The following is a 21447-nucleotide window of genomic DNA, read 5'->3' as shown; positions in this document are numbered from 1 at the left end:
GTTGCGTTCGTGGCCATCGTCTCCTCCTTCTTCGGCCACTATCTGGGTGCCCGTGAAGGTCTGAAAGGGATGATCGTGCAGAACATGCGCAAGTCAGGCAAAGAGCCGAACGCCAAGAAAGTCGAGATGTTCATCATCGCCTTCTTCATCCTGACCCTGTGGGGCACTGCCATTGCCAACCCTTCCATCCTGGGCATGATTGAATCCTTGGGCGGCCCGATCATCGCTACCATCCTGTTCATCATGCCGATGTACGCCATCAAGCGCGTACCGGCCATGGCGAAATATCAGGGCCATATCAGCAACGTATTTGTCGCTGTGATGGGGATGATCGCCATCTCCGCCATCCTCTATCAGCTGGTCGGTTAATCCCCCACCTGCCACTGATAGCAAAAAGCCAGCCGAACACTCGGCTGGCTTTTTTATCTCTGCAATCTGTGCCTCCGCGATTCCCCTGCTCTCTCCTTATTACTCTCCTCACCTTGTTGGATATCTGCATGCTCACCAGCGCCATGACTGAGCACATCGGGCATCAACATGACCCCTCATGCCCGCAGCTCAATATCGCCAACACGTTTACTCCCCCTCACCAAACCATGATGGCGTGTCTGATAGGACGAGTTGGGTTCATCTGCCGCAGCCAGCTATCTTCGTTCTTCTGTGATGCTGTGATGCTGTGATGCTGTGATGCTGTGATGCTGTGATGCTGTGATTGTCCTGAAGATCTGGGGTAAGCCATAGCAATCGGCTCTTGGCAGAGCAAACAAAGGTGTGTAACGCACAACAGAAGGAGGAAGCACGACTCGAAGGGATAAATATAAGGCAGCGCCCTGGACAAGGGCGACAGAATGTTCGGCACATCAGCCAATGAGATTGATCAAAGAGGGATACAGCGCAAAGCTGACAATAAAAAGCGCCCTCCGAAGAGGGCGCAAGTGTGTTGCGAAACTGACCGTTGCGAGATCAGGCTTCGCGGCTCGGTACCGGAGCCACATCCAGCAGGGTTTCATCTTCGGCCATGCAAGCTGCGGCGGTGAACAGCACGTCGGTGGAGCTGTTCAGCGCTGTCTCGGCAGAATCCTGCAACACGCCGATGATAAAGCCGACTGCTACCACCTGCATGGCGATGTCGTTGCTGATACCAAACAGGCTGCACGCCAGCGGGATCAGCAGCAAGGAGCCACCGGCGACACCGGATGCGCCACAGGCGCTGACGGTGGCAACCACGGAGAGCAGCACAGCCGTTGCCATGTCCACTTCCATCCCCAGGGTATGTACCGCCGCCATGGCGAGCACAGTGATGGTGATGGCAGCACCCGCCATGTTGATGGTGGCACCCAGCGGAATGGAGACCGCGTAGGTATCTTCCGGCAGACGCAGTTTTTCACACAGCGCCATGTTGACCGGAATGTTGGCGGCAGAGCTGCGAGTAAAGAAGGCGGTCACGCCGCTCTCTTTGAGGCAGGTCAGCACCAGCGGATAGGGGTTGCGCTTGATCTTCCAGAAGACGATCAACGGGTTGACCACGAAGGCGATAAACAGCATGCAACCGATCAGCACCACCAGCAGTTGGGCATAGCCAAACAGGGCGTCAAAGCCGGTCTCTGCCAGAGTGGAAGCAACCAGACCCAGGATCCCGAGCGGGGCACAGCGGATCACCGCTTTCACGATGGCGGAGACACCGTGAGACAGGTCAGTGATCAGCGCCTTGGTGCTCTCGTTGGCATGGCGCATGGCGATACCCAGACCGATAGCCCACGCCAGAATCCCGATATAGTTGGCATCCATCAGCGCCTTGACCGGGTTGGTCACCACGTTGAACAGCAGGGTCTGCAGCACCTCTGTGATCCCGCCTGGCGGGGTGATCTCGGCAGTATTGGCCACCAGATGGAGGTTGGAGGGGAACAGGAAGCTGGCAATCACCGCGACCACGGCCGCAGAGAAGGTACCAAACAGGTAGAGCGCAAGCAGCGGGCGAATATTGGTCTTCTGACCCTGCTTGTGACCAATGATGGCCGCCATCACCAGTACGAATACCAGCAGCGGGGCTACCGCTTTCAGTGCACCAACGAACAGACTGCCGAGCAGACCTGCCGTTTTCGCCCACTCGGGGGCAAACAGTGCCAGCAAGATACCGAATACCAGACCAACCAGGATCTGGCTGACCAGACTGGTGCTATTGACCAGCCGAAGGAGGGGGTGTTGTTGTGTCATCAAAAAAGTCCCTAAGCACCGTAGTGCATGAATCATGAGTCCTGTCTGCAACCACCCATCGGGAGACCCCTGTCGCCCGAATGTGGTGTCTGTGGCCAGCCTTCTGTCGGGCCGATCCGCCAGTCACCGGATTGCATGACGGAATATCCCATTCGCCATCTTTTTTTTCCAGAGACTCACCAAAAAATATCCCGTTTATATCACAAAAAACCGCAACAAAATCTCAACAGCAGCGCAACCACCCATTTTTGTACGTTTTATCGACACTCTCTGCTCTCGACTTGGCAACCATTCCTGTGTCATCCGTGACCGGCGTCGCTGTGCTATCATCCCCCATTTGCCGCGGAGCCTTGCCATGATCCCATCCCTGCTCAACCAATATTTTGGTTTCTCCGCACTCAGACCAGGTCAGGAGGCGGTGATCAGCCGGGTGCTGGCAGGTCAGAGTGCCGCCGCCATCTTTCCCACCGGCTCCGGCAAGTCCCTCTGCTATCAGCTACCTGCCCTCGCCCTGCCTCACCTGACCCTGGTTATCTCGCCGCTACTGGCGCTGATGCACGATCAGCTCGCCTTCCTTAAAAGCAAGGGAATAAGCGCCGCTACCCTCGACTCAAGCCAGAGCCCGGAGGAGAGCCGACGAGTGATGCAGCAGGCGCTGGATGGCCAGCTCAAGATCCTGATGATCTCGGTGGAGCGACTCAAGAACGAGCGCTTTCGCCGCTTTATCCAGCAAGTGCCGCTCTCGCTGCTGGTCGTCGATGAGGCGCACTGTATCTCGGAGTGGGGCCACAACTTTCGCCCCGACTACCTCAAGCTGCCGAGCTATCGCCATGATCTGAAGATCCCGCAGGTATTGCTGCTCACCGCCACCGCCACACCGGCGGTGATTCAGGATATGCAGACCAAATTCGGCATCGCGCCGGAGGGGGTCGTGGTCACCGGTTTCTACCGCCCCAATCTTGATCTGGCGGTCATTCCCCTGTCGCCCGACGCGCGGGATAGCTGGCTCGCGCAGGAGTTGGCCAACGATCCGGCGGCCCCCACCATCGTCTACGTCACTTTGCAACACACCGCAGAAGCCTGTGCCGAGCAACTCATTAGAGAAGGGATCAACGCCCGCGCCTATCATGCCGGACTCGACTCGGTGCTGCGCAGTCAGATCCAGCACGACTTCATGGCGGGCAAGGTGGATTGCATCGTCGCCACCATCGCCTTTGGGATGGGGATCGACAAAGCGGATATCCGGCGGGTCATTCACTACGATCTGCCCAAATCCATCGAAAACTACAGCCAGGAGATTGGCCGCGCCGGAAGGGATGGCCAACCATCGCGCTGTATCGTGCTGGCCAACCAGAGCCAGCTGCCGGTGCTGGAGAACTTCGTCTACGGCGATACGCCGGATTTGAGTGCCATCCTCCAGCTCCTTGCCATCATCAAGCAGAGCGGGAGCGAGTGGGAATTCACCCTGCTGCGTCTCTCCAACGACACCAATATCCGCCAGTTGCCCCTTAAAACCCTGCTGGTCTATCTGGAGATGGCAGGCATCATCACACCGGCCTACAGCTACTACGCCGACTACCGCTTCAAGTTTGTGCTGGATAAAGGCGAGATAGTGAGCCGCTTCAATCCGGATCGTCGCCAGTTTCTGGAGCAACTGTTCGCCTGCGCCCCGCAAGCCCGCAGCTGGTGCACCATGGACTTTGACACCCTCTGGCAGGGCTATCAGGGGGAGCGACAGCGGGCGGTTGCGGCGCTCGACTACCTGCAGCAGCAAGGCTGGATCGAGCTTGAAAGCAAACAGATGACCGAGGTCTACCGGATCACCCGTCAGGGGTGGGACAACGAGCAGGAGGCTAACGCGCTCCATGCGCTCTTCTTGCAAAAAGAGCAGAGTGAGTTGGCCAGACTGCAAGCCATGCTCGACTTTTTCACCTCGGATGAGTGCCTGAGCCACCGCCTCGCCCGCTATTTTGCCGATGAGGTGGCGCCGGTTCATTGTGGCCACTGTTCGGTTTGTCGCGGCGAGGTGGCGCATCTCCCGCCCCTGCCCTCACTGACCATGCCAAACGAGGCGGGGATCCGCGCCTGGTGCGATCCGCTGATTGCCAAGACCGGTTCCGTGGATGCGCGTGTTCTGGCCCGTTTCCTGTGCGGTATCGCCACACCGCTGACCAGCCGGGTCAAGGCCAAATCGCTGGCGGGCGCAGGCCAGTTGGCCGCCCACCCGTTTGCCCGCGTCCTGGCGGCCGTGCAACAAGCCTACCCTTGCTAGGTGAGTGCTGGCTGCGTCAATAGCCACCAGCAGTAACAAGCGTTTACAGACGCAGAAAAAGAAGACCCTCGCGGTTGCGAGGGTCAAGCCAACGGAAACGTGCTTAAACAGAGCTTGGTGAGGCAACAGTCAACTCTCTTGCTAAAGCATCTTGCTGCTCACACATCGCCAATCTAGGGCACTCAAAATGTAGCGTCAATGTAAAAATTAGAGCCAAAACTCCAAACAAAGTGATTTACGTTGACGTTCACGTAATGACATTCTCATCCATAACCCCGCCAACCCGCAGCCCCATTGCCTTTCGTCAAACCCCTTAATCTTTTCGCAATAAGTTCCCTGTTTCCCATAAACATTTATTTTTTATGTCTTTGACATTTACCTCGCTATCGTGGCAAAAATAATTTAACAGTCAGTAACATAGCGGTGTTGTTGACTGACCCTCCCCGCACAAGGATCGGGCAGGTTTCTTCAGAATTTAACCTATCAACCGTGATGGATTACTGGAGTCTGTTGACTAGGCTTTAAAAGCGCACAACACAAAAGCAGTCATCCACTTTTTTCAGGGTAAGCGACTATAACGAGGGCAAAGTTATGGGCATATTCGAGCATTACCAACAGCGATATGAAAAAGCGAGAGAAGAGGAATATACCATTCAGGAGTTCCTGGATATGTGTAAGCAGGACAAAGCCTGCTACGCCTCTGCCGCCGAACGTCTGCTGACCGCCATCGGTGAGCCAGAAATGGTAGACACCTCAGCCAACCCCAGACTGAGCCGACTCTTCTCCAACCGCGTCGTGGCACGCTATCCCGCCTTCAAGGATTTCTACGGGATGGAAGAGGCCATCGAACAGATCGTCTCCTACCTCAAACACTCCGCCCAGGGGCTGGAGGAGAAGAAACAGATCCTCTATCTGCTGGGCCCCGTTGGCGGCGGTAAATCCTCGCTGGCAGAGAAACTCAAATCCCTGATGCAGAAGGTGCCCATCTATCGCATCAAGGGCTCACCGGTCAACGATCACCCCTTCTGCCTGTTCGATATCGAAGAGGATGGTGAGATCCTGGAAAAAGAGTACGGCATCCCACGCCGCTACCTGCGTCCCATCATGTCCCCTTGGGTGGCCAAACGCCTGCACGAGTTTGGCGGCGACATCACCAAGTTCAAGGTGGAGAAGGTCAACCCCTCCATCCTCGACCAGATCGCCATCGCCAAAACGGAACCCGGTGATGACAACAACCAGGACATCTCCTCACTGGTCGGCAAGGTCGACATCCGCATGCTGGAGCACTTCGCCCAGGATGATGCCGATGCTTACTCCTACTCCGGTGCGCTGTGCAAGGCGAACCAGGGGATCATGGAGTTTGTCGAGATGTTCAAGGCGCCTATCAAGGTGCTGCACCCGCTGCTGACTGCAACACAGGAGGGGAACTACAACGGCACCGAGGGGCTCTCCGCCCTCCCCTTTGACGGCATTCTGCTGGCCCACTCCAACGAATCCGAATGGCAGCAGTTCCGCAACAACAAGAACAACGAGGCCTTCCTCGACCGGGTCTACATCGTCAAGGTGCCTTACTGCCTGCGCGTCTCGGAAGAGGTGAAGATCTACGAGAAGCTGCTGATCAACAGCGAGCTGACCGAGGCCAAGTGTGCCCCGGGTACCCTCGAGCTGCTGGGCCAGTTCTCTGTGTTGTCACGGCTGAAAGAGCCGGAAAACTCCAGCATCTACTCCAAGATGCGGGTCTATGATGGCGAAAGCCTGAAAGACACCGACCCCAAGGCGAAGAGCTATCAGGAGTATCGCGACTACGCCGGTGTAGACGAAGGTATGAATGGTCTCTCTACCCGCTTTGCGTTCAAGATCCTCTCCCGCGTCTTCAACTTCGACCACGCGGAAGTGGCCGCCAACCCGGTGCACCTCTTCTATGTGCTGGAGCAGCAGATCGAGCGCGAGCAGTTCCCGCAAGAGCTGCACGATCGCTACCTTGAGTTCATCAAGGGTTATCTGACCCCGCGCTATGTGGAGTTCATCGGCAAGGAGATCCAGACCGCCTATCTCGAGTCCTACTCCGAGTACGGGCAGAACATCTTCGATCGCTACGTCACCTACGCCGACTTCTGGATCCAGGATCAGGAGTACCGTGATCCCGAAACCGGCCAGCTGTTTGACAGAGCATCCCTCAACAGCGAGCTGGAGAAAATTGAAAAACCTGCCGGGATCAGCAACCCGAAAGATTTCCGTAACGAAATCGTCAACTTCGTGCTGCGTGCCCGGGCAAACAATGCAGGCCGTAACCCCAACTGGACCAGTTACGAGAAGCTGCGCACCGTGATCGAGAAGAAGATGTTCTCCAACACGGAAGAGCTGCTGCCGGTTATCTCCTTCAACAGCAAAACCTCGGCTGAGGAGCAGAAGAAGCACGATAACTTTGTCGAACGGATGATGGAGAAAGGCTACACCCGTAAACAGGTGCGACTGCTCTCCGAATGGTATCTCAGGGTACGCAAGTCATCCTGACCCTGACTGTTCAAGGGGGAGTTATGGCGCATTTTATCGACCGCAGGCTCAACGGCAAAAACAAAAGCGCTGTCAATCGGCAGCGCTTCATCCGCCGCTACAAGAAGCAGATAAAACAAGCGGTCTCGGATGCTGTCTCCAAGCGCAGCATTCAGGACGTAGACAAGGGTGAGAGCATCAGCATCCCGACCAAGGATATCGGCGAGCCCCATTTTCATCAGGGACACGGCGGTAAACGGGAGATGGTGCATCCCGGTAATGATCAATTCGTCTCCGGCGACAAGATTGACCGCCCCAAAGGAGGGGGCGGCGGACAGGGTTCCGGCGAGGGGCAGGCATCCAATCAGGGTGAAGGGGCCGATGACTTCGTGTTCCAGATCTCCAAGGATGAGTATCTCGATCTGCTGTTTGAAGATCTGGAGCTGCCCAGGCTGCAGAAAACCCAGCTCAACCAGCTAATGGAGGTGAAAACCTATCGGGCGGGCTACACCTCCAACGGGGTGCCCGCCAATATCAACGTGGTGCGTTCCCTGCAAAATTCACTGGCGCGGCGCATGGCGCTGCAAGCGGGCAAGAAGCGCCAACTGCATGAACTGGAAGATAGGCTGGCTCTGCTGGCCGCCGATCCCAACGAGCACTTTGCCGAAATCGCCCTGCTCGAGAAGGAGATTAGGGAGCTGAAACGACGGATCGATGCGGTGCCGTTTATTGACACCTTCGATCTCAAGTTCAACAACTTCGTCAAACGGCCCGTCCCTTCCAGTCAGGCAGTGATGTTCTGTCTGATGGACGTCTCGGGCTCCATGGATCAGGCCACCAAGGAGATGGCAAAACGTTTCTATATCCTGCTCTATCTGTTCCTGAGCCGGACCTACAAGAACGTCGAGGTGGTCTATATCCGCCACCACACCCAGGCCAAGGAGGTGGACGAACACGAGTTCTTCTACTCCCAGGAGACCGGCGGCACCATCGTCTCCAGCGCCCTCAAGATGATGAATGACATCATCAACGAGCGTTACCCCGCCAACCAGTGGAATATCTATGCGGCGCAGGCGTCGGATGGTGACAACTGGGCAGATGATTCACCGCAATGCAGGGAGATCCTGGTGCGGGACATCATGCCAAGGGTGCGGTACTACTCCTACATCGAGATCACTACCCGTGCCCACCAGACCCTGTGGCACGAATATGAGTCGGTAGCCAGCCAGTTCCCCCACTTTGCGATGGAGCACATTCGCAAGGTCGAGGATATCTATCCGGTGTTCCGCGAGCTGTTCAAGAAACAAGCGGCGTGAGGAGGTCACATGATCGAAACTGAAAAACGTGTAGCGCCACTGGATGACGGACCAGACTGGAACTTCGATCTGCTGGAGACCTATCACCAGGAGATCGCCCGGGTCGCCCGTTTCTACAAGCTGGACACCTACCCCAACCAGATCGAGGTGATCACCGCCGAGCAGATGATGGATGCCTACTCCAGCGTCGGCATGCCCATCGGCTATCAGCACTGGTCGTTCGGCAAGCGTTTTATCCATACCGAGCGCAATTACAAGCGCGGACAGATGGGACTGGCCTACGAGATCGTCATCAATTCCGATCCCTGCATTGCCTATCTGATGGAGGAGAACACCATGCCGATGCAGGCGCTGGTGATGGCCCACGCCTGCTACGGTCATAACTCCTTCTTCAAGAACAACTACCTGTTCAAGGCGTGGACCGATGCCTCTTCCATCATCGACTACCTGCTGTTTGCCAAAAAATACATCACCGAGTGTGAAGAGAAGCACGGCATCGAGGCGGTGGAGCAGTTGCTCGACTCCTGCCATGCCCTGATGAACTTCGGGGTCGATCGCTACAAGCGTCCCCAGAAGATCTCGATGGCGGAGGAGAAGCGGCGTCAGAAGGCGCGGGAAGATTATCTGCAGACTCAGGTCAACGAGCTATGGCGCACCCTGCCAAAGCAGCATAAAGCGGCAGGGGTGGAGGACAGACGATATCCTGCCGAGCCTCAGGAGAACATTCTCTACTTCATCGAGAAGAATGCCCCCTTGCTGGAGCCCTGGCAGCGAGAAGTGGTACGCATCGTGCGCAAGATCAGCCAGTATTTCTATCCACAAAAGCAGACTCAGGTGATGAACGAGGGGTGGGCCACCTTCTGGCACTACACCATCCTCAACCACCTCTATGACGAGGGCAAGCTGAGCGATCGCTTCATGATGGAGGTGCTGCACAGCCACACCAACGTGGTCTATCAACCGGCTTACAACAGTCGCTACTACTCGGGGCTCAACCCTTATGCGCTGGGGTTTGCCATGTTTACCGACCTGCGCCGCATCTGCGAGAACCCAACCGAGGAGGATAGATACTGGTTCCCGGATTATGCCGGCAGCAACTGGGTGGAGACCCTTCATTTTGCCATGCAAAACTTCAAGGACGAGAGCTTCATCAGCCAGTTCTTAAGCCCCAAAGTGATGCGCGACATGAAGCTGTTCGCCATTGATGACGACGATCTGAAGAACTACATCAAGGTCTCCGCCATCCACAATGACGAGGGCTACCGTCAGGTGCGCAACACCCTGTCAGCTCAATACAATCTCAGCAATCTGGAGCCCAATATTCAGGTCTACAACGTCGCCGTGAAGGGGGATCGATCCCTCACCCTGCGCTATGTGCCCCACAACCGCATCCCCCTTGGCGACTCACGCCATGAGGTGCTCAAACACCTCCATCAGCTGTGGGGGTTTGATGTAGTGCTGGAGCAGGATAACGGCGAGCTGCCGCCCGATATCATAGGTCGTTGCCCGGAGCGCAAACCGGGGATCTGACCCGTGACCCGATATCTCGACGGCCCACTTCGGTGGGCCGTTTTTTAATCGGTTGCTTCTGCCAGCATGAGCGCTGCCCAAGCCGTACAACCCGAACAAACCACAACATAGAAGGAGGCCCGCATGGTGTGCGGGCCTCTTTGCCTTGCGGTCACTCTGCAGCGATTATCAGTAGAAGGTCTGCTGCTCCGCGGCCATCGCCTTGAGGCGGGCACAGGGAGCAAACCGGTCGCCGTGGCGCTTCTGGTAATACTCCAGACGACCAACCAGATGATCGATCCCGAGTGTATCCATATAGCGGAACGGACCGCCGAGGAACGGCGGGAAGCCGATGCCGAAGATGGCCCCGATATCGCCATCACGGGCCGAGGCCACCACACCGCTATCCAGCGCCATGGCGGCTTCGTTGAGCATCAGCAACACACAACGCTCGGCAATCTCCTGACGGGCCAGCTTGGCGGAAGGTTTGATGCCGAGCACGCCATAGACACTCTCGTCCACCGTCTTCTTGCCCTCTTTGCCGGTCAGCTTGTTGCGCGGTGCCGCCTTGCCATAGAGATAGAAGCCCTTGCCGTTCTTGCGCCCCTTGCGATCGTCTTGCAGCAGCTTGTCGAACGCCTTGGGTGCCTGGAACTGCTCGCCGCCCAGCTCTTTCTCGAGAATGGGGGAGATCTTGGCACCCACATCGATCCCCACCTCATCGAGCAAGGTGATGGGACCAACCGGGAAACCAAAGTCCAGCAGCGCGCTGTCCAACACCTCCACCGGCTCACCTTCCAGCACCAGTCGCGCCGCTTCATTCATGTAGGGCGCGAGGATGCGGTTGACGTAGAAACCGGCTTCGTCCTTCACCACGATGGGCGTTTTGCCCTGGGCACGGGCAAAGGCCAGGGTGGTGGCGACCGTCTCGGCACTGGTGCCAGCGTGGGGGATGATCTCCGCCAGCGGCATCTTGTCCACCGGGCTGAAGTAGTGCAGCCCCACGACCCGCTCCGGATGTGCCGCCTCTGCCGCAATCTGATTGATGGGCAGTGACGAGGTATTGGAGGCAAACACTGTATGCTCACCGCACTCACGCTCTACGTCTTTCACCATCTGGTGTTTGAGCGCGAGATCTTCAAACACCGCCTCCACCACCATGTCCACCCGGTGGAAACCGGAGTAGTCGAGGGTGCCGGTCAGCAGGCTCATCTGCTTTTCCAATTCGCTGCGCAGAATGTGACGGCGCTTGAGCTTCTTGGCCAGAATGTCATAGCTGTAGCGCATGGCATTGCCGATCCCGGAGCTTGCCACATCCTTGATCCGCACCGGCACGCCCGCCTTGGTAGCGGTGACGAACGCGATGCCGCCCCCCATCAGACCACCGCCCAGCACAGCAGCATGGGCCACTTTGCGCGGCTCGGCCCCCTGATAGTTGACCTCTTTCTTCATCTCGGTGGTGGCAAAGAAGATGGAACGCAGGGCGGCAGACTCAGCAGTCATCACCAGCTCGCCAAAGTGGCGGGATTCGGCAGCCAGACCGGCCTTCATCCCCTCCTCCACGCCGATGCGCACAACATCCAGGATCCGCTCCGGCGCCGGGTAGTTGCCGCGGGTCTTGGCTTTCACCCCCTTGCTGGCCTGATCGAACAGCACCTTGCGGCCCAGCTTGTTGGTCTCCAGCACCTTGCCCTGCAGATCCCGCTTCAACTGATGGCGCGGTTTACCCTTCTTGGCCAGCTTGATGGCAGCATCCAGCAAGATTGACGGCGGCACCACATCGTCCACCAGCCCCAATTTCTTGGCTTGTTTGGCACGAACCTGCTTGCCGGTCAGCATCAGATCCAGCGCCTTGGCCACCCCGATAAGGCGCGGCAGACGCTGGGTACCGCCAGAACCCGGCAATAAACCGAGCTGCACTTCCGGCAATCCCAGCACAGATTTGCCATGATCGGTCACCACCCGGCCATGACAGGCCAGCGCCAGCTCCAACCCGCCACCGAGGCAGGGACCATGAATGGCGGCGATCACCGGAATGGTCAGCCCCTCGATCTCGGCGAAGATTTCCTGCCCTTCCCGCGACAGGGTCTCGGCATCCTTGGCACTGGTGCAGGCGGCCAGCATGGTGATGTCAGCGCCGGCGATGAAGGAGTCTTTCTTGCCGGAGGTGATCACCAGACCGATCAAATCCTTGTTACGTTTCACTTCGGCCAGCACGGTGCGGATCTCCTCCACAAAGGCAGCCTTGAGGGTATTCATGCTCTCGCCCGGCACATCCATGGTGAGGATACCGATGCCATCTTTGCGAACATCCAGGGAAAAAGTCTTAGCGCTCATCATTCAACCTCCAACACCATAGCCACGCCCAATCCACCCGCCGCACAGGCGGTGTTGAGCCCCAGTCCCCCGCCGCGACGACGCAGCTCGTGCAGGGTCTGGGTGATCATCCGCGCACCGGTCGCGGCAAAGGGGTGGCCATAGGCCAGCGAACCACCGAGGACGTTGAACTTCTCCATGTCCACCTCGCCGATGGCCTGATCGCGGCCCAGCTTGTCACGGGCAAAATCGTGGCTGGCAAACATCTTGAGGTTGGCCAGAGTCTGGGCGGCAAAGGCTTCGTGCATGTCGATCAGGGTCAGATCACCGAGCGTGATACCAGCTCTGTCCAGCGCCAGCGGCGTGGCATAGGAGGGGCCCATCAGCATGTCCTGCCACACATCGATGGCCGAGAAGGCGAAGCTGCGGATATAACCCAACGGTTCGAGTCCCAGCTCTTTCGCCCGACCTTCGCGCATCAGCAACACTGCGGCGGCGCCATCGGTCAGCGGCGTGGCGTTGGCCGCAGTCACTGTGCCATGAACCCGGTCAAAAACCGGCTTGAGCTTGGCGTAACTCGCCAGATCCGAGTTTTCACGGATATTGTTGTCCCGCTCGAGCGGCGACTTGTAGGGCGGCACATGGGCGGCAAACACCTCACCGCTGAGCTTGCCATCGGCCCAAGCCTGCGCGGCCAGGGTGTGGGAGCGGTGCGCCAGCGCATCTTGCGCCTCGCGGCTGATCTGGTGGCTCTTGGCCATCTGCTCGGCGGTCTGTCCCATGGAGAGGCCAGTAGAGTATTCCGCCACAGCGGGCGGTACTGGCAGCAGATCCTTGACCCTCAATGTCCGCAGAATATTGAAGCGCTGCTGCAGATTGCGCGCCTTGTTGAGATCCACCAGGGCGCGGGCCAGCTTCTTGCTCACCCCGATCGGCAGCACGGAGGAGGAATCAGCACCGCCGGCGATGGCGATGTCTACGGTACCGGCCATGATGGATTCGGTGACGTTGGCCACCGCCTGAAAACTGGTGGCGCAGGCGCGAGAGACGCTATAGGCATCGGTATTGACGCTCATGCCGGTACCGAGCACGATCTCTCGAGCAATGTTGGGGGCTTCCGGCATCTGAACCACCTGGCCAAACACCAGCTGGTCGATAAGCTTGGGATCGAGATCGGTACGGGCGAGCATCTCGCTCACCACCAGTTTGCCGAGATCGACTGCAGGCACGCCATGAAAGGCGGTGGCCTGCTTGGCAAAGGGGGTACGCAGCCCCGCCACGACGGCAATCCGTTCGCCCTGGCGAGTCGTCAGTTTCAATGGCTGTTTCATCCTGGCTCCTTGGTTTAAAAGGCAGAGGTCTGACCTCATTGCGCCACATCTTAACAATCCAATCACAAGTTTCATACAGCTGATTGAAACTAAATTAAGCACGGCAAGGCCCCTTTGCTCGCCCTTGGGGAGCAACTGGAGTATAAAAAGATCAACTTCCATAAAAACAACGGGTTTATCGCATGGCAGCGGCGGAGTTCAGAGCGCTTAGGGACTATCTTGGCAGTCAGATCCTGGGGCAGGAGGAGCTAATTGAAGGGCTCCTGATTGCCCTGTTATGTGAAGGACATGTGTTAATCGAAGGGGCTCCCGGGCTGGCCAAAACCCGCGCCGTCAAGGCGCTCGCTGGCGCCGTCGAGGGACGCTTTTCCCGTATCCAGTTTACCCCCGACCTACTTCCCGCCGACCTCACCGGCAGCGAGGTGTTTCACCCGCAGGATGCCAGTTTTGTTTTCCAGCCAGGCCCCCTCTTCAACCATCTGGTGCTGGCAGACGAGATCAACCGGGCGCCAGCCAAGGTACAATCAGCGCTGCTGGAAGCCATGGCTGAACACCAGATCACCGTGGGCAAAAAGAGCTGGCGGCTGCCACCGCTCTTTATGGTCGCCGCCACCCAGAATCCCATCGAGCAGGAGGGAACCTATCCCCTGCCGGAGGCCCAGCTCGATCGCTTTCTGCTCAAGCTGATGGTGGATTACCCGAGCCCCACGATGGAGCTCGCCATCTTGCAGCTCAACGCCAGCGGCGAACAGCTTGGCGCGGCACCAGTGACCCTGAGTCAGACCACCTTGCAGCGTGCCCGCAGCGAAGTGCTGGCGGTGACCATGCAAAGCCGACTGGAGCACTATCTGGTGGAGCTGGTCTGCGCAACTCGCCCGGGCAGTGGTCTTTGCCCTGCCCTTGAGCCATTGATTGCCGTGGGGGCCAGCCCTCGGGCTACGCTGGGACTGGCTCGCTCCGCCCGCGCCCGAGCCTGGCTCGCCGGACGTGATTATGTGCTGCCGGAAGATATTCAGCTGCAAGCCTATCCTGTGCTGCGCCACCGCCTTATTCCCAGCTATCAGGCACTGGCCGACAATCTGGATAACGATATCCTGATCGCCCAACTGCTGGATCAGGTGCCATGTCCCTAGCGCCGGAGCTCCATCCCGATATCGCCCTGTCGCTGCCACGGCTGCTAAATATCCGGCTCTGGGCCAAGGCCAGGAAGCCACCTCACGCAGGCAGAAGCAACAGCGAACGCGGCAAACCGGGCCGACCTCCCGGACTCACGTTTCGCGAGCTGCGCGCCTATCAGGCTGGTGACGAGGTACGCCATATCGACTGGCGAGTGACCGCACGCCTCGGTCGTCCCTATACCCGCCTCTATAGCGAGGAGCTGGATCAGGCGCACTGGCTGCTGCTCGATCTCTCTCCCGCCATGTATTTCGGCTCCACGTTGCAGCTCAAGGCTCGTCTGGGATGCGAGCTGGCAGCAGCCTTGATCTGGCAAGGGGAGAAGCAGCACAACACCCTGATCTGCAACGGGCTTATCCCCCATCACCAGAGCCAGCGCGGCAGCGTGCTGCCCCTGCTCGAATCCCTCTGCCATCACTATCAGCAAGGGCTGGCACGTCGCGCACTATCCCATTCGCTGGGCGACACCTTGTCCGGCCTGAAGCTGCCCCACGGTGCCAAGCTGACGATCATCACCGACCACAGACCCTGCGAGTCGGCGCTCTGTCAGCAATTGCAGCTGCTCTCGCGGCGCCACGATATTCACTATTGGCAGATCCGCGATCCCCTCGAGGCAGCCCTTCCCCAAGGCGGCCAGCTACCGGTGGCCATCGATCGGCCAGGCCAGCACTATCAGGGCTGGCTGGATGGGGTTCATGTCGGTTTCTCCCGCCGCTACCGGCAAGCCGCCGAGCACCAGCTGGTCCACAGCAAGCAGCAGTTGCTGCCGCTGGTACAGCGCCTCTATCTGCTTGATAACAGCCAGACGCTGCAACAGCAGTGGCAGGAGGGGTTATGTCATCAGGGATGATCTCGCCCGCCGAACTCGACAGCGCCAGTCCAGCCTCCGACGCCATCACTCCGCCGCTGGCCGCCCTGATGCGCGACATCCACCCGGGACCTGGTCTGATTGAACAGAGTCTTGATCCCAGAGTGCAGGCGCTACTGTGGCTATTGATCACAGCGTTATTGCTGCTGCTGATCGTCATGATTGCCCGGAGAGTGATACGTTACCGCCGCTGGTGTCATCAGCTGGAGGGAGATCCGGCGCTGCTGGTGGCACGCATACAGGAGGCCCTGCGTCATGAAGCACTGCAACGCTGGCCCGAGGCGCGCCAATTGCAGGGAGAGGCGTGGCTCGCCTTCGTCGATCGCCACGGGGGCAGCGATTTCAGCCAGTTCGCCCCTCACTGGAGCGGTTGGCTCTATGGCAGCCAGAACCCGAGCAGCGAGCAGTGCGAACAGTTGCGGCAAGATTATCGGCGCTGGGGTCAAACCCTCTTCTTGCAACGCTCTCCCCGCTCGGGGCGTAAAACCGCACGGAGGCATTCATGATCCTGGCCTGGCCCTGGTTTGCGCTGGCGCTGGTACTGCCCTTGCTGGTGCGCTTCGGCTTGCCGCCCCTGCGCCGCGGCTATCTGGCTCACCCCGGGTTTGCGCTGCTGCGTCCTCAGGCCGGATTACCGCTCTGGCGCGCCATGCTGCTCTGGTGCGCCCTTATCCTCGCCCTCTGCCGCCCCCAGTGGTGGGGAGAACCGGTTATTCAATATGAAGGGAGTCGGGATCTGCTGCTGGCGGTGGATCTGTCAGACAGCATGCGCACCCCTGATATGCTCGATAACGGCGAGCAGCAAGCACGGCTAACGGCGGTGCGCCAGCAGATCAAGACGCTGATCGCCAAACGGGCCGGAGACAGGGTGGGCCTCATTGTCTTTGCCGATCACGCCTACCTGCTCTCTCCCCTCACTCAGGAGATCCCGGCGCTGTTGACCTTGAGCAACGAGATCGATTTTGATCTTGTCGGCCGAACCACCGCCCTTGGCGAAGCCATCCAGCTGGCACGTCAGCATGGAGATCCGGGTCGCCCCACCGCCCTGCTGCTGGTCACTGATGGCCGCAATACCGCAGGCAATGCCGACCCGCTGCAGGAGGCCAAACTCGCCGCGGCACAGGGAATACGGATCTACACGCTGGGGGTCGGGGCCGATCCCGATACCTTTATTCAACCCTACGATGAGGCGGGCAGCGGTCAGGCCGATCCCAGCAGCGAACTGGACGAGCCGCTCCTGAAAGAGCTGGCACAGACAGGCCAGGGGCGTTACTTTCGGGCACGCACCCAGAGCGATCTCGATGCCATCAACGCGACCCTCAATGCCCTTGAACCTGCCCCCATGCCGATTGCCCAGTACCAGCCGGTGATCGAGCTCTACCCCTGGCCATTGGCACTGCTTTGTGGCTTGCTGCTTCTGCCATCAGGGCACGGCAGACTGGAGTTTCGCATGGTGCGTAACTGGCTGGCACGAGGCGCGCGCAGATGGAGCTGATCTTGCTCCGCCCTCTGTGGCTGATCGCACTCATCCCCTGGCTCTGGCAAGGGTGGCACCGTCGTCGCCGGCCCCCGCTGCTCGCACCTGCGATGCAGGCTTATCTGCTGCCAGCATCCCGTCCTCAACGCCCCTGGCTTTGGTTGGCGACACTGCCCGTCATTTTGGCTCTGAGCGGACCGGCACTGCGCGGCGAGCTGCAACAGCAGCCTGCAGCGCCGCTCGATATCTGGCTGCTGGACTTGTCACGCTCGATGACCGCCACCGACCTCAAACCGGATCGGGCGACCCGGGTCAGGTGGCAGTTGCAGCAACTGCTGAGCCGTGCTCAGGGCGAGCGCATCGCGCTGATCCTCTACGCAGGCGATGCCTACCTCGCCATGCCGCCCACCCGGGATCATCAAGCCCTTTCGCTGCTGCTGCCCGACTTGCGCCCCGATATCATGCCGCTGCAGGGCAGCAACCCGGCACGGGCGGTGGAACTTGCCATGAAGCAGCTGGCCCCTGGAGAACAAGCGCGTCTGCTGCTGATCACCGACGACCTCACCCGGAATCAGATGACCCAAATCGCCGCCCTGTGGCCCTGCCAGCAACGCCTTCTTTGCCGCGACACCCAGTCGGCACGCCTCGATATTCTGCTTGCCAGCAGTGGTCAACCGGCCCCCATGCCCGCCATTCCGGCCAATGAGTTGGGGTTTGCCGCCCGCATGCCCGCGCAGTTGCCCGCCCCCGATAGTCAGGCCATTGCCGCACTGGCCAATCGCCTCGGCGGTGAGCTGCAATGGCTTGGTAGCGATGTACCCCGATTTGCCCCTCTCCCCGCCACGACCTCGGCCCTCACCCCGGCACCACTGGATCTTGGCCCCTGGCTGCTGATCCCCTTGTTACCACTGGCCTTGCTGGCCAGAGTCGGCGCCCGGTTGATGATGGCGCTGATGGTGGGTGCTCAGCTGCTTGCGCCACAAGACCTGCAAGCGGCAGAGAGGGGAGACCTGCAAGCGATGCAAGCTTATCAAGAGGGGGATTTTCAGCGGGCAGCCCGCACCTTCAACGATCCAGTCTGGCGCGGCAACGCCTGGTATCGAGCTGGTGCCTACCGGCAAGCCATCTCAGCCTATCAGGAAGCGGCGAGCGCCACTGCCCACTACAACCGCGGCAATGCCCTGCTGCAACTGGGGGAGTTTGCCGCAGCCAAAGAGGCCTATCTGGCCGCTCTGGCGCTCGAACCCGGGCATGAAGATGCGCTCTATAATCTCTCTCTGTTACAGGGCGCTGCGGCGGCCGCTCCCGATACCAGCAACAGTAAGCAGCCCGAACCATCGGCAGCTCAGCAGGCGACGGCAATGCCCTTGCCCTCCTCTCCCCCGGTGTTGCTGCTGGAGCAGCGACTGCGTAAAGAGGCGCTGCGCCGGGATCTTATCAAGGTGGAGGAGCCCTGGTGACGCGGGCAGGATGGGGGTTGTTGCTCGCACTGGTGAGTCCACTTTGCTGGGCCTTACCCCCCCGGGCAGAGCTGCTGACGGGGGCTGACCCCAGCGATTGGCTGCTGATCATCGAAGCGGATGGCGAGCGCCAGAGCAGCGAACTGGAGATCACCCCCCTACTGCGCCAGTTTGCAGTGGGCAGAGTGACCATGAGCCGGGTCACCACCCCGGTACAACAACTGACTCGCTGGCAGATCCCGCTGCACCAGAGCGGTTCACCTGCAAATACCGAGGTGGTGATTGCCCCGCTCAAGCTGGGAAATGAGTTTACCCCCTCGCTCACCCTACCATTGAGAGAGGCGAAAACTGCCTCGCTGCCGCAACCCGCAGCCCCCTCGCCCCTCGAGATGCAGGCCAGCCTTGAGCATCAGGGCCCGCTCTATCCCGGCCAGCCGGTGATCTACCGGCTGACACTGTGGCTGCCCACCAGTATGCAAAACCCGGCCCTGAGCGAGCTTAGCTCTGCCCACTTCACTATCCGTCGCCTCGGTAGCGACGAGTGGATCGCCCCCGCTCAGGCTGGTCTGCCCGGCAGGCTCACCCGCAGCTGGCTCGTTCAGGCAAAAGCGCCTGGGCTATGGCTCCTCGACTCACCCCGCTTGCAGGGGCAGCTCACGCAGCAGGGGAGCAAGCCGCAAAAACTCTCGGCCCGCGCGGCACCGCTCGAGGTGAGGGTCGACAAGGCCCCCGCCACGCCGGTGGCCACCCGGCTGACCCTGAGTCAACGGCTTGAACCGGCCTCCAAGGGGGAAGTGGGTGAACCGCTGATCCGGATCCTCACCCTGACCATGGAAAATGGTGACAGCGGCCAGATCCAGCTTGCCCCCCTGATGGCCCATCAACTGCCAAGCGGCATACAGGCACATCCCGATGGCGAGCAACAGCAGGAGCGTTACCGAGATGGCAAGCTGCTGTTTGAGCGACAGTGGCGCCAGACTCTGGTCGCGGAGCAGAGCGGCGACTACCAGCTGCCCCCCATTGATCTGCCCTGGTTTAATACCCAAAGTGGCCGGATTGAGCAGGCCAGCCTGCCTGCCATCACGCTGACGTTTCAGGCAACGACAAATCGGCAACCTGATCAGCAGACATCGCAGATGGCACTGCGAGAGAGCCTTTGGTGGGTCGTGCTGGCCGTGACGCTGCGTACGCTATGGCGCCACTGGCCCCGCTGGCGTGCCTTCTATCAACTGCAACGAGCCCTTGCCCGACACCAGCCGGATGCCAGTCGCAAGGCGCTGATCAAGTGGGCGACCATGCGCTGGCAGGTCTCCTATTATCAATTAGGCCAGTTGCCTGACGCTGGGCATAATCGGCTCGGCAACGGGCTAGCCGCACTCGAGCGAGCCTGTTTTGCACGGCCCTCTTCTGGCCAGCCCATCGAGTGGCGCGCTCTGGCGCGCACCCTCAGGGCTGATGAAACGGCCGGTATTGCGCATCTGATTTACCTGCTGGCGCACGGGAGTTCCCGCTCCCGCCGCCACGCCCCCTGACAAGGATTGCCCTATGGCACTGCTGTTTTTTAGAAAAAAACGTGCTCAGCAGCATATTGGTGGAAATGATCCGGCCACTTCGCCGGTCTCTGATCCCATGGCTGACAAACAAACCAAATTTGAAGCACTGGTTCATGCGCTGCATGGCGATCTCTATCGGTATGCCTACTGGCTGACCCGGGATCCCAACGTGGCGGAAGATCTGGTGCAAGAGACCTTCCTGCGTGCCTGGAAGGCTATCGACACCCTGCAGGATGACAAGGCGGCCAAAGGGTGGCTGATCACCATCCTCAGACGGGAAAACGCCCGCCGCTTTGAACGCAAACAGCTGGAGCTGGTGGATCTCGACGATCACCCTCAACCTCAGCACGATGCACTGCACAGCGAACAGGAGATGGAGAACGAGTGGTTGCACCGTCACATCGCCCGGTTGCCCGAGGAGTATCAGGAGCCACTGCTGCTGCAAGTCGTGGGAGGATTCAGTGGTGAGGAGATTGCCGAGATGCTCGGCCTCAACAAAAACACCGTCATGACCCGACTGTTTCGCGCCCGCAACCAGATCAAGGAGGCGATGGAGCAGAAGAACCAAGCAAGAGGACACGGACATGGATGAACTCGAATTTCGCCGCAACGCCATGATCCAGCCCAACGATCAACAACCGGACTTTCTCAAAACCGCCGAAGCAAGCCAGGCTAATCGGAACTACCTCGACGAGATGAAGCAGTTCGACAGAAGCCTCAAGCACGCCATGCAGGTAGAGGTTCCCGCCGGACTGGCCGAGCGGATCCTGCTCAGGCAAGCCATGCTGCAAGACAGTGATGCGCCAGATGATATGCCGCCATCCCGACCCCTTGGCACGGCGCCAGTCAAGCTCCGGACATCAACATCCTGGCGCCAGATCGCCCTGGCTGCATCGGTCGCCTTCCTGCTGGGAATGAGCACCCGCTGGATCACGCTGCCAGAAACGGCTCCTGCGGCCCTCTCCCTCGCACAGGTGGCGATGGCTCATGTCTATGGCGAAGAACCCTTTATTGAAGGTGTCGATGAGCAGGTCAATCTGCATAACATAAATGCCAAGATGGAGAAGTATGGCGCCACCTTAAGCGGGATGGATGGGCTCAAGGTGACCTATGTCAATCACTGCTCGTTTTATCAGGGACCAGCCTTGCACATGGTGATCCAGGGAAAGATGGGCCCTGTCACCCTCTTTTTAGTGCCCAAACATGTGCCATTAACCCTGCAACAGGCCACCTTTGAAGATGGCACCCTCAAAGGGGAGATAGTCCAGCTCAAAGGCGCCAATATGGTACTGATTGGCGAGATGAAAGAGCCACTTGCCCCCGTTGCCAACGCCCTGCAGTCACGTCTGCAGTGGGACATTTAACATCGCCGGTTAACAACCTCAGATCCATTCTCAATAGCAGGCGGCGGTCACCAGCCGCTGCCTGTTCCCCCCCTGATTACTCCCCTTTGTCACTCATT

The 21447-nt window shown here is 59.3% G+C and carries 15 protein-coding genes and 1 pseudogene; 13 read left to right on the top strand and 3 right to left on the bottom strand.

Going from position 1 to position 21447, the window contains the following annotated elements:
• Positions 1-369: pseudogene (locus G5358_RS03075) on the top strand (HAAAP family serine/threonine permease); the annotation flags it as partial.
• Positions 370-963: 594 nt separating this feature from the next.
• On the opposite strand, the gene sstT reads toward G5358_RS03075, so the two are convergent.
• Positions 964-2214, bottom strand: a complete 1251-nt coding sequence (gene sstT / locus G5358_RS03070; RefSeq protein WP_124929511.1) for a serine/threonine transporter SstT — start codon at positions 2212-2214, stop codon at positions 964-966.
• A gap of 355 nt (positions 2215-2569) precedes the next feature.
• Between sstT and G5358_RS03065 the strand changes: the two genes are divergently transcribed.
• The 4 genes from G5358_RS03065 to G5358_RS03050 all read left to right on the top strand — a co-directional run bounded on the left by G5358_RS03065 (position 2570) and on the right by G5358_RS03050 (position 9825).
• Positions 2570-4486: a RecQ family ATP-dependent DNA helicase gene (locus G5358_RS03065; protein ID WP_421211124.1), complete on the top strand. Its 1917-nt coding sequence runs from the start codon at positions 2570-2572 to the stop codon at positions 4484-4486.
• A 591-nt stretch (positions 4487-5077) separates the two neighbouring features.
• Entirely contained in the window at positions 5078-7000 is a 1923-nt protein-coding gene (locus G5358_RS03060; protein WP_005345315.1) for a PrkA family serine protein kinase, read from the top strand.
• A gap of 23 nt (positions 7001-7023) precedes the next feature.
• Positions 7024-8295 (top strand): YeaH/YhbH family protein, encoded by a 1272-nt coding sequence (locus G5358_RS03055; protein ID WP_064337906.1) that lies wholly within the window; start codon positions 7024-7026, stop codon positions 8293-8295.
• A 9-nt stretch (positions 8296-8304) separates the two neighbouring features.
• On the top strand, positions 8305-9825 hold the full coding sequence (locus tag G5358_RS03050) for a SpoVR family protein (protein ID WP_337072201.1): 1521 nt from the start codon (positions 8305-8307) through the stop codon (positions 9823-9825).
• Positions 9826-9993: 168 nt separating this feature from the next.
• On the opposite strand, the gene fadJ is transcribed toward G5358_RS03050, so the two are convergent.
• Both fadJ and fadI read right to left on the bottom strand, forming a co-directional pair.
• Positions 9994-12141, bottom strand: coding sequence for a fatty acid oxidation complex subunit alpha FadJ (gene fadJ, locus G5358_RS03045; protein WP_337072200.1), 2148 nt, complete (start codon positions 12139-12141; stop codon positions 9994-9996).
• Positions 12141-13451: an acetyl-CoA C-acyltransferase FadI gene (gene fadI, locus G5358_RS03040; RefSeq protein WP_421323589.1), complete on the bottom strand. Its 1311-nt coding sequence runs from the start codon at positions 13449-13451 to the stop codon at positions 12141-12143. The genes fadJ and fadI overlap by 1 nt, the downstream gene beginning before the upstream one ends.
• 182 nt (positions 13452-13633) lie before the next feature.
• On the opposite strand from fadI, the gene G5358_RS03035 reads away from it, so the two are divergent.
• From G5358_RS03035 to G5358_RS03000, 8 genes are read left to right on the top strand one after another with little or no spacing between them, the layout of a single operon-like run.
• Positions 13634-14584: an AAA family ATPase gene (locus G5358_RS03035; protein ID WP_421323588.1), complete on the top strand. Its 951-nt coding sequence runs from the start codon at positions 13634-13636 to the stop codon at positions 14582-14584.
• Positions 14575-15477, top strand: coding sequence for a DUF58 domain-containing protein (locus tag G5358_RS03030; protein WP_421323587.1), 903 nt, complete (start codon positions 14575-14577; stop codon positions 15475-15477). Before G5358_RS03035 ends, G5358_RS03030 begins: the two co-directional genes overlap by 10 nt.
• Complete coding sequence (locus G5358_RS03025) at positions 15462-16001, top strand: DUF4381 domain-containing protein (protein WP_421323586.1); 540 nt, start codon at positions 15462-15464, stop codon at positions 15999-16001. The genes G5358_RS03030 and G5358_RS03025 overlap by 16 nt, the downstream gene beginning before the upstream one ends.
• Positions 15998-16990 (top strand): VWA domain-containing protein, encoded by a 993-nt coding sequence (locus G5358_RS03020; RefSeq protein WP_421323585.1) that lies wholly within the window; start codon positions 15998-16000, stop codon positions 16988-16990. The genes G5358_RS03025 and G5358_RS03020 overlap by 4 nt, the downstream gene beginning before the upstream one ends.
• Positions 16981-18432, top strand: coding sequence for a VWA domain-containing protein (locus G5358_RS03015; protein ID WP_421323584.1), 1452 nt, complete (start codon positions 16981-16983; stop codon positions 18430-18432). The genes G5358_RS03020 and G5358_RS03015 overlap by 10 nt, the downstream gene beginning before the upstream one ends.
• Before the next feature lie 20 nt (positions 18433-18452).
• Positions 18453-19964 carry a hypothetical protein gene (locus G5358_RS03010; RefSeq protein ID WP_421323591.1) on the top strand — a complete coding sequence of 504 codons (1512 nt, stop codon included), beginning with the start codon at positions 18453-18455 and terminating at the stop codon, positions 19962-19964.
• Positions 19965-19977: 13 nt separating this feature from the next.
• Positions 19978-20577, top strand: a complete 600-nt coding sequence (locus G5358_RS03005; protein ID WP_005333245.1) for a sigma-70 family RNA polymerase sigma factor — start codon at positions 19978-19980, stop codon at positions 20575-20577.
• Positions 20570-21349, top strand: coding sequence for a DUF3379 domain-containing protein (locus G5358_RS03000; protein WP_421323583.1), 780 nt, complete (start codon positions 20570-20572; stop codon positions 21347-21349). The genes G5358_RS03005 and G5358_RS03000 overlap by 8 nt, the downstream gene beginning before the upstream one ends.
• Positions 21350-21447: the final 98 nt, after the last annotated feature.

Source organism: Aeromonas sp. 604176, assembly GCF_049170755.1.
Classification (GTDB): Bacteria; Pseudomonadota; Gammaproteobacteria; order Enterobacterales; family Aeromonadaceae; genus Aeromonas; species Aeromonas veronii_A.
Note: the sequence above shows the minus strand (reverse complement) of the source record. Positions and strands in the feature narration are given on the sequence as shown.

Coding starts and splice junctions, on each gene's coding strand:
- fadJ (WP_337072200.1), bottom strand. CDS start 12,141: ATGAGCGCTAAGACTTTTTCCCTGGATGTTCGCAAAGATGGCATCGGT.
- sstT (WP_124929511.1), bottom strand. CDS start 2,214: ATGACACAACAACACCCCCTCCTTCGGCTGGTCAATAGCACCAGTCTG.
- G5358_RS03060 (WP_005345315.1), top strand. CDS start 5,078: ATGGGCATATTCGAGCATTACCAACAGCGATATGAAAAAGCGAGAGAA.
- G5358_RS03030 (WP_421323587.1), top strand. CDS start 14,575: ATGTCCCTAGCGCCGGAGCTCCATCCCGATATCGCCCTGTCGCTGCCA.
- G5358_RS03005 (WP_005333245.1), top strand. CDS start 19,978: ATGGCACTGCTGTTTTTTAGAAAAAAACGTGCTCAGCAGCATATTGGT.
- G5358_RS03000 (WP_421323583.1), top strand. CDS start 20,570: ATGGATGAACTCGAATTTCGCCGCAACGCCATGATCCAGCCCAACGAT.
- G5358_RS03020 (WP_421323585.1), top strand. CDS start 15,998: ATGATCCTGGCCTGGCCCTGGTTTGCGCTGGCGCTGGTACTGCCCTTG.
- G5358_RS03055 (WP_064337906.1), top strand. CDS start 7,024: ATGGCGCATTTTATCGACCGCAGGCTCAACGGCAAAAACAAAAGCGCT.
- fadI (WP_421323589.1), bottom strand. CDS start 13,451: ATGAAACAGCCATTGAAACTGACGACTCGCCAGGGCGAACGGATTGCC.
- G5358_RS03050 (WP_337072201.1), top strand. CDS start 8,305: ATGATCGAAACTGAAAAACGTGTAGCGCCACTGGATGACGGACCAGAC.
- G5358_RS03025 (WP_421323586.1), top strand. CDS start 15,462: ATGTCATCAGGGATGATCTCGCCCGCCGAACTCGACAGCGCCAGTCCA.
- G5358_RS03035 (WP_421323588.1), top strand. CDS start 13,634: ATGGCAGCGGCGGAGTTCAGAGCGCTTAGGGACTATCTTGGCAGTCAG.
- G5358_RS03015 (WP_421323584.1), top strand. CDS start 16,981: ATGGAGCTGATCTTGCTCCGCCCTCTGTGGCTGATCGCACTCATCCCC.
- G5358_RS03065 (WP_421211124.1), top strand. CDS start 2,570: ATGATCCCATCCCTGCTCAACCAATATTTTGGTTTCTCCGCACTCAGA.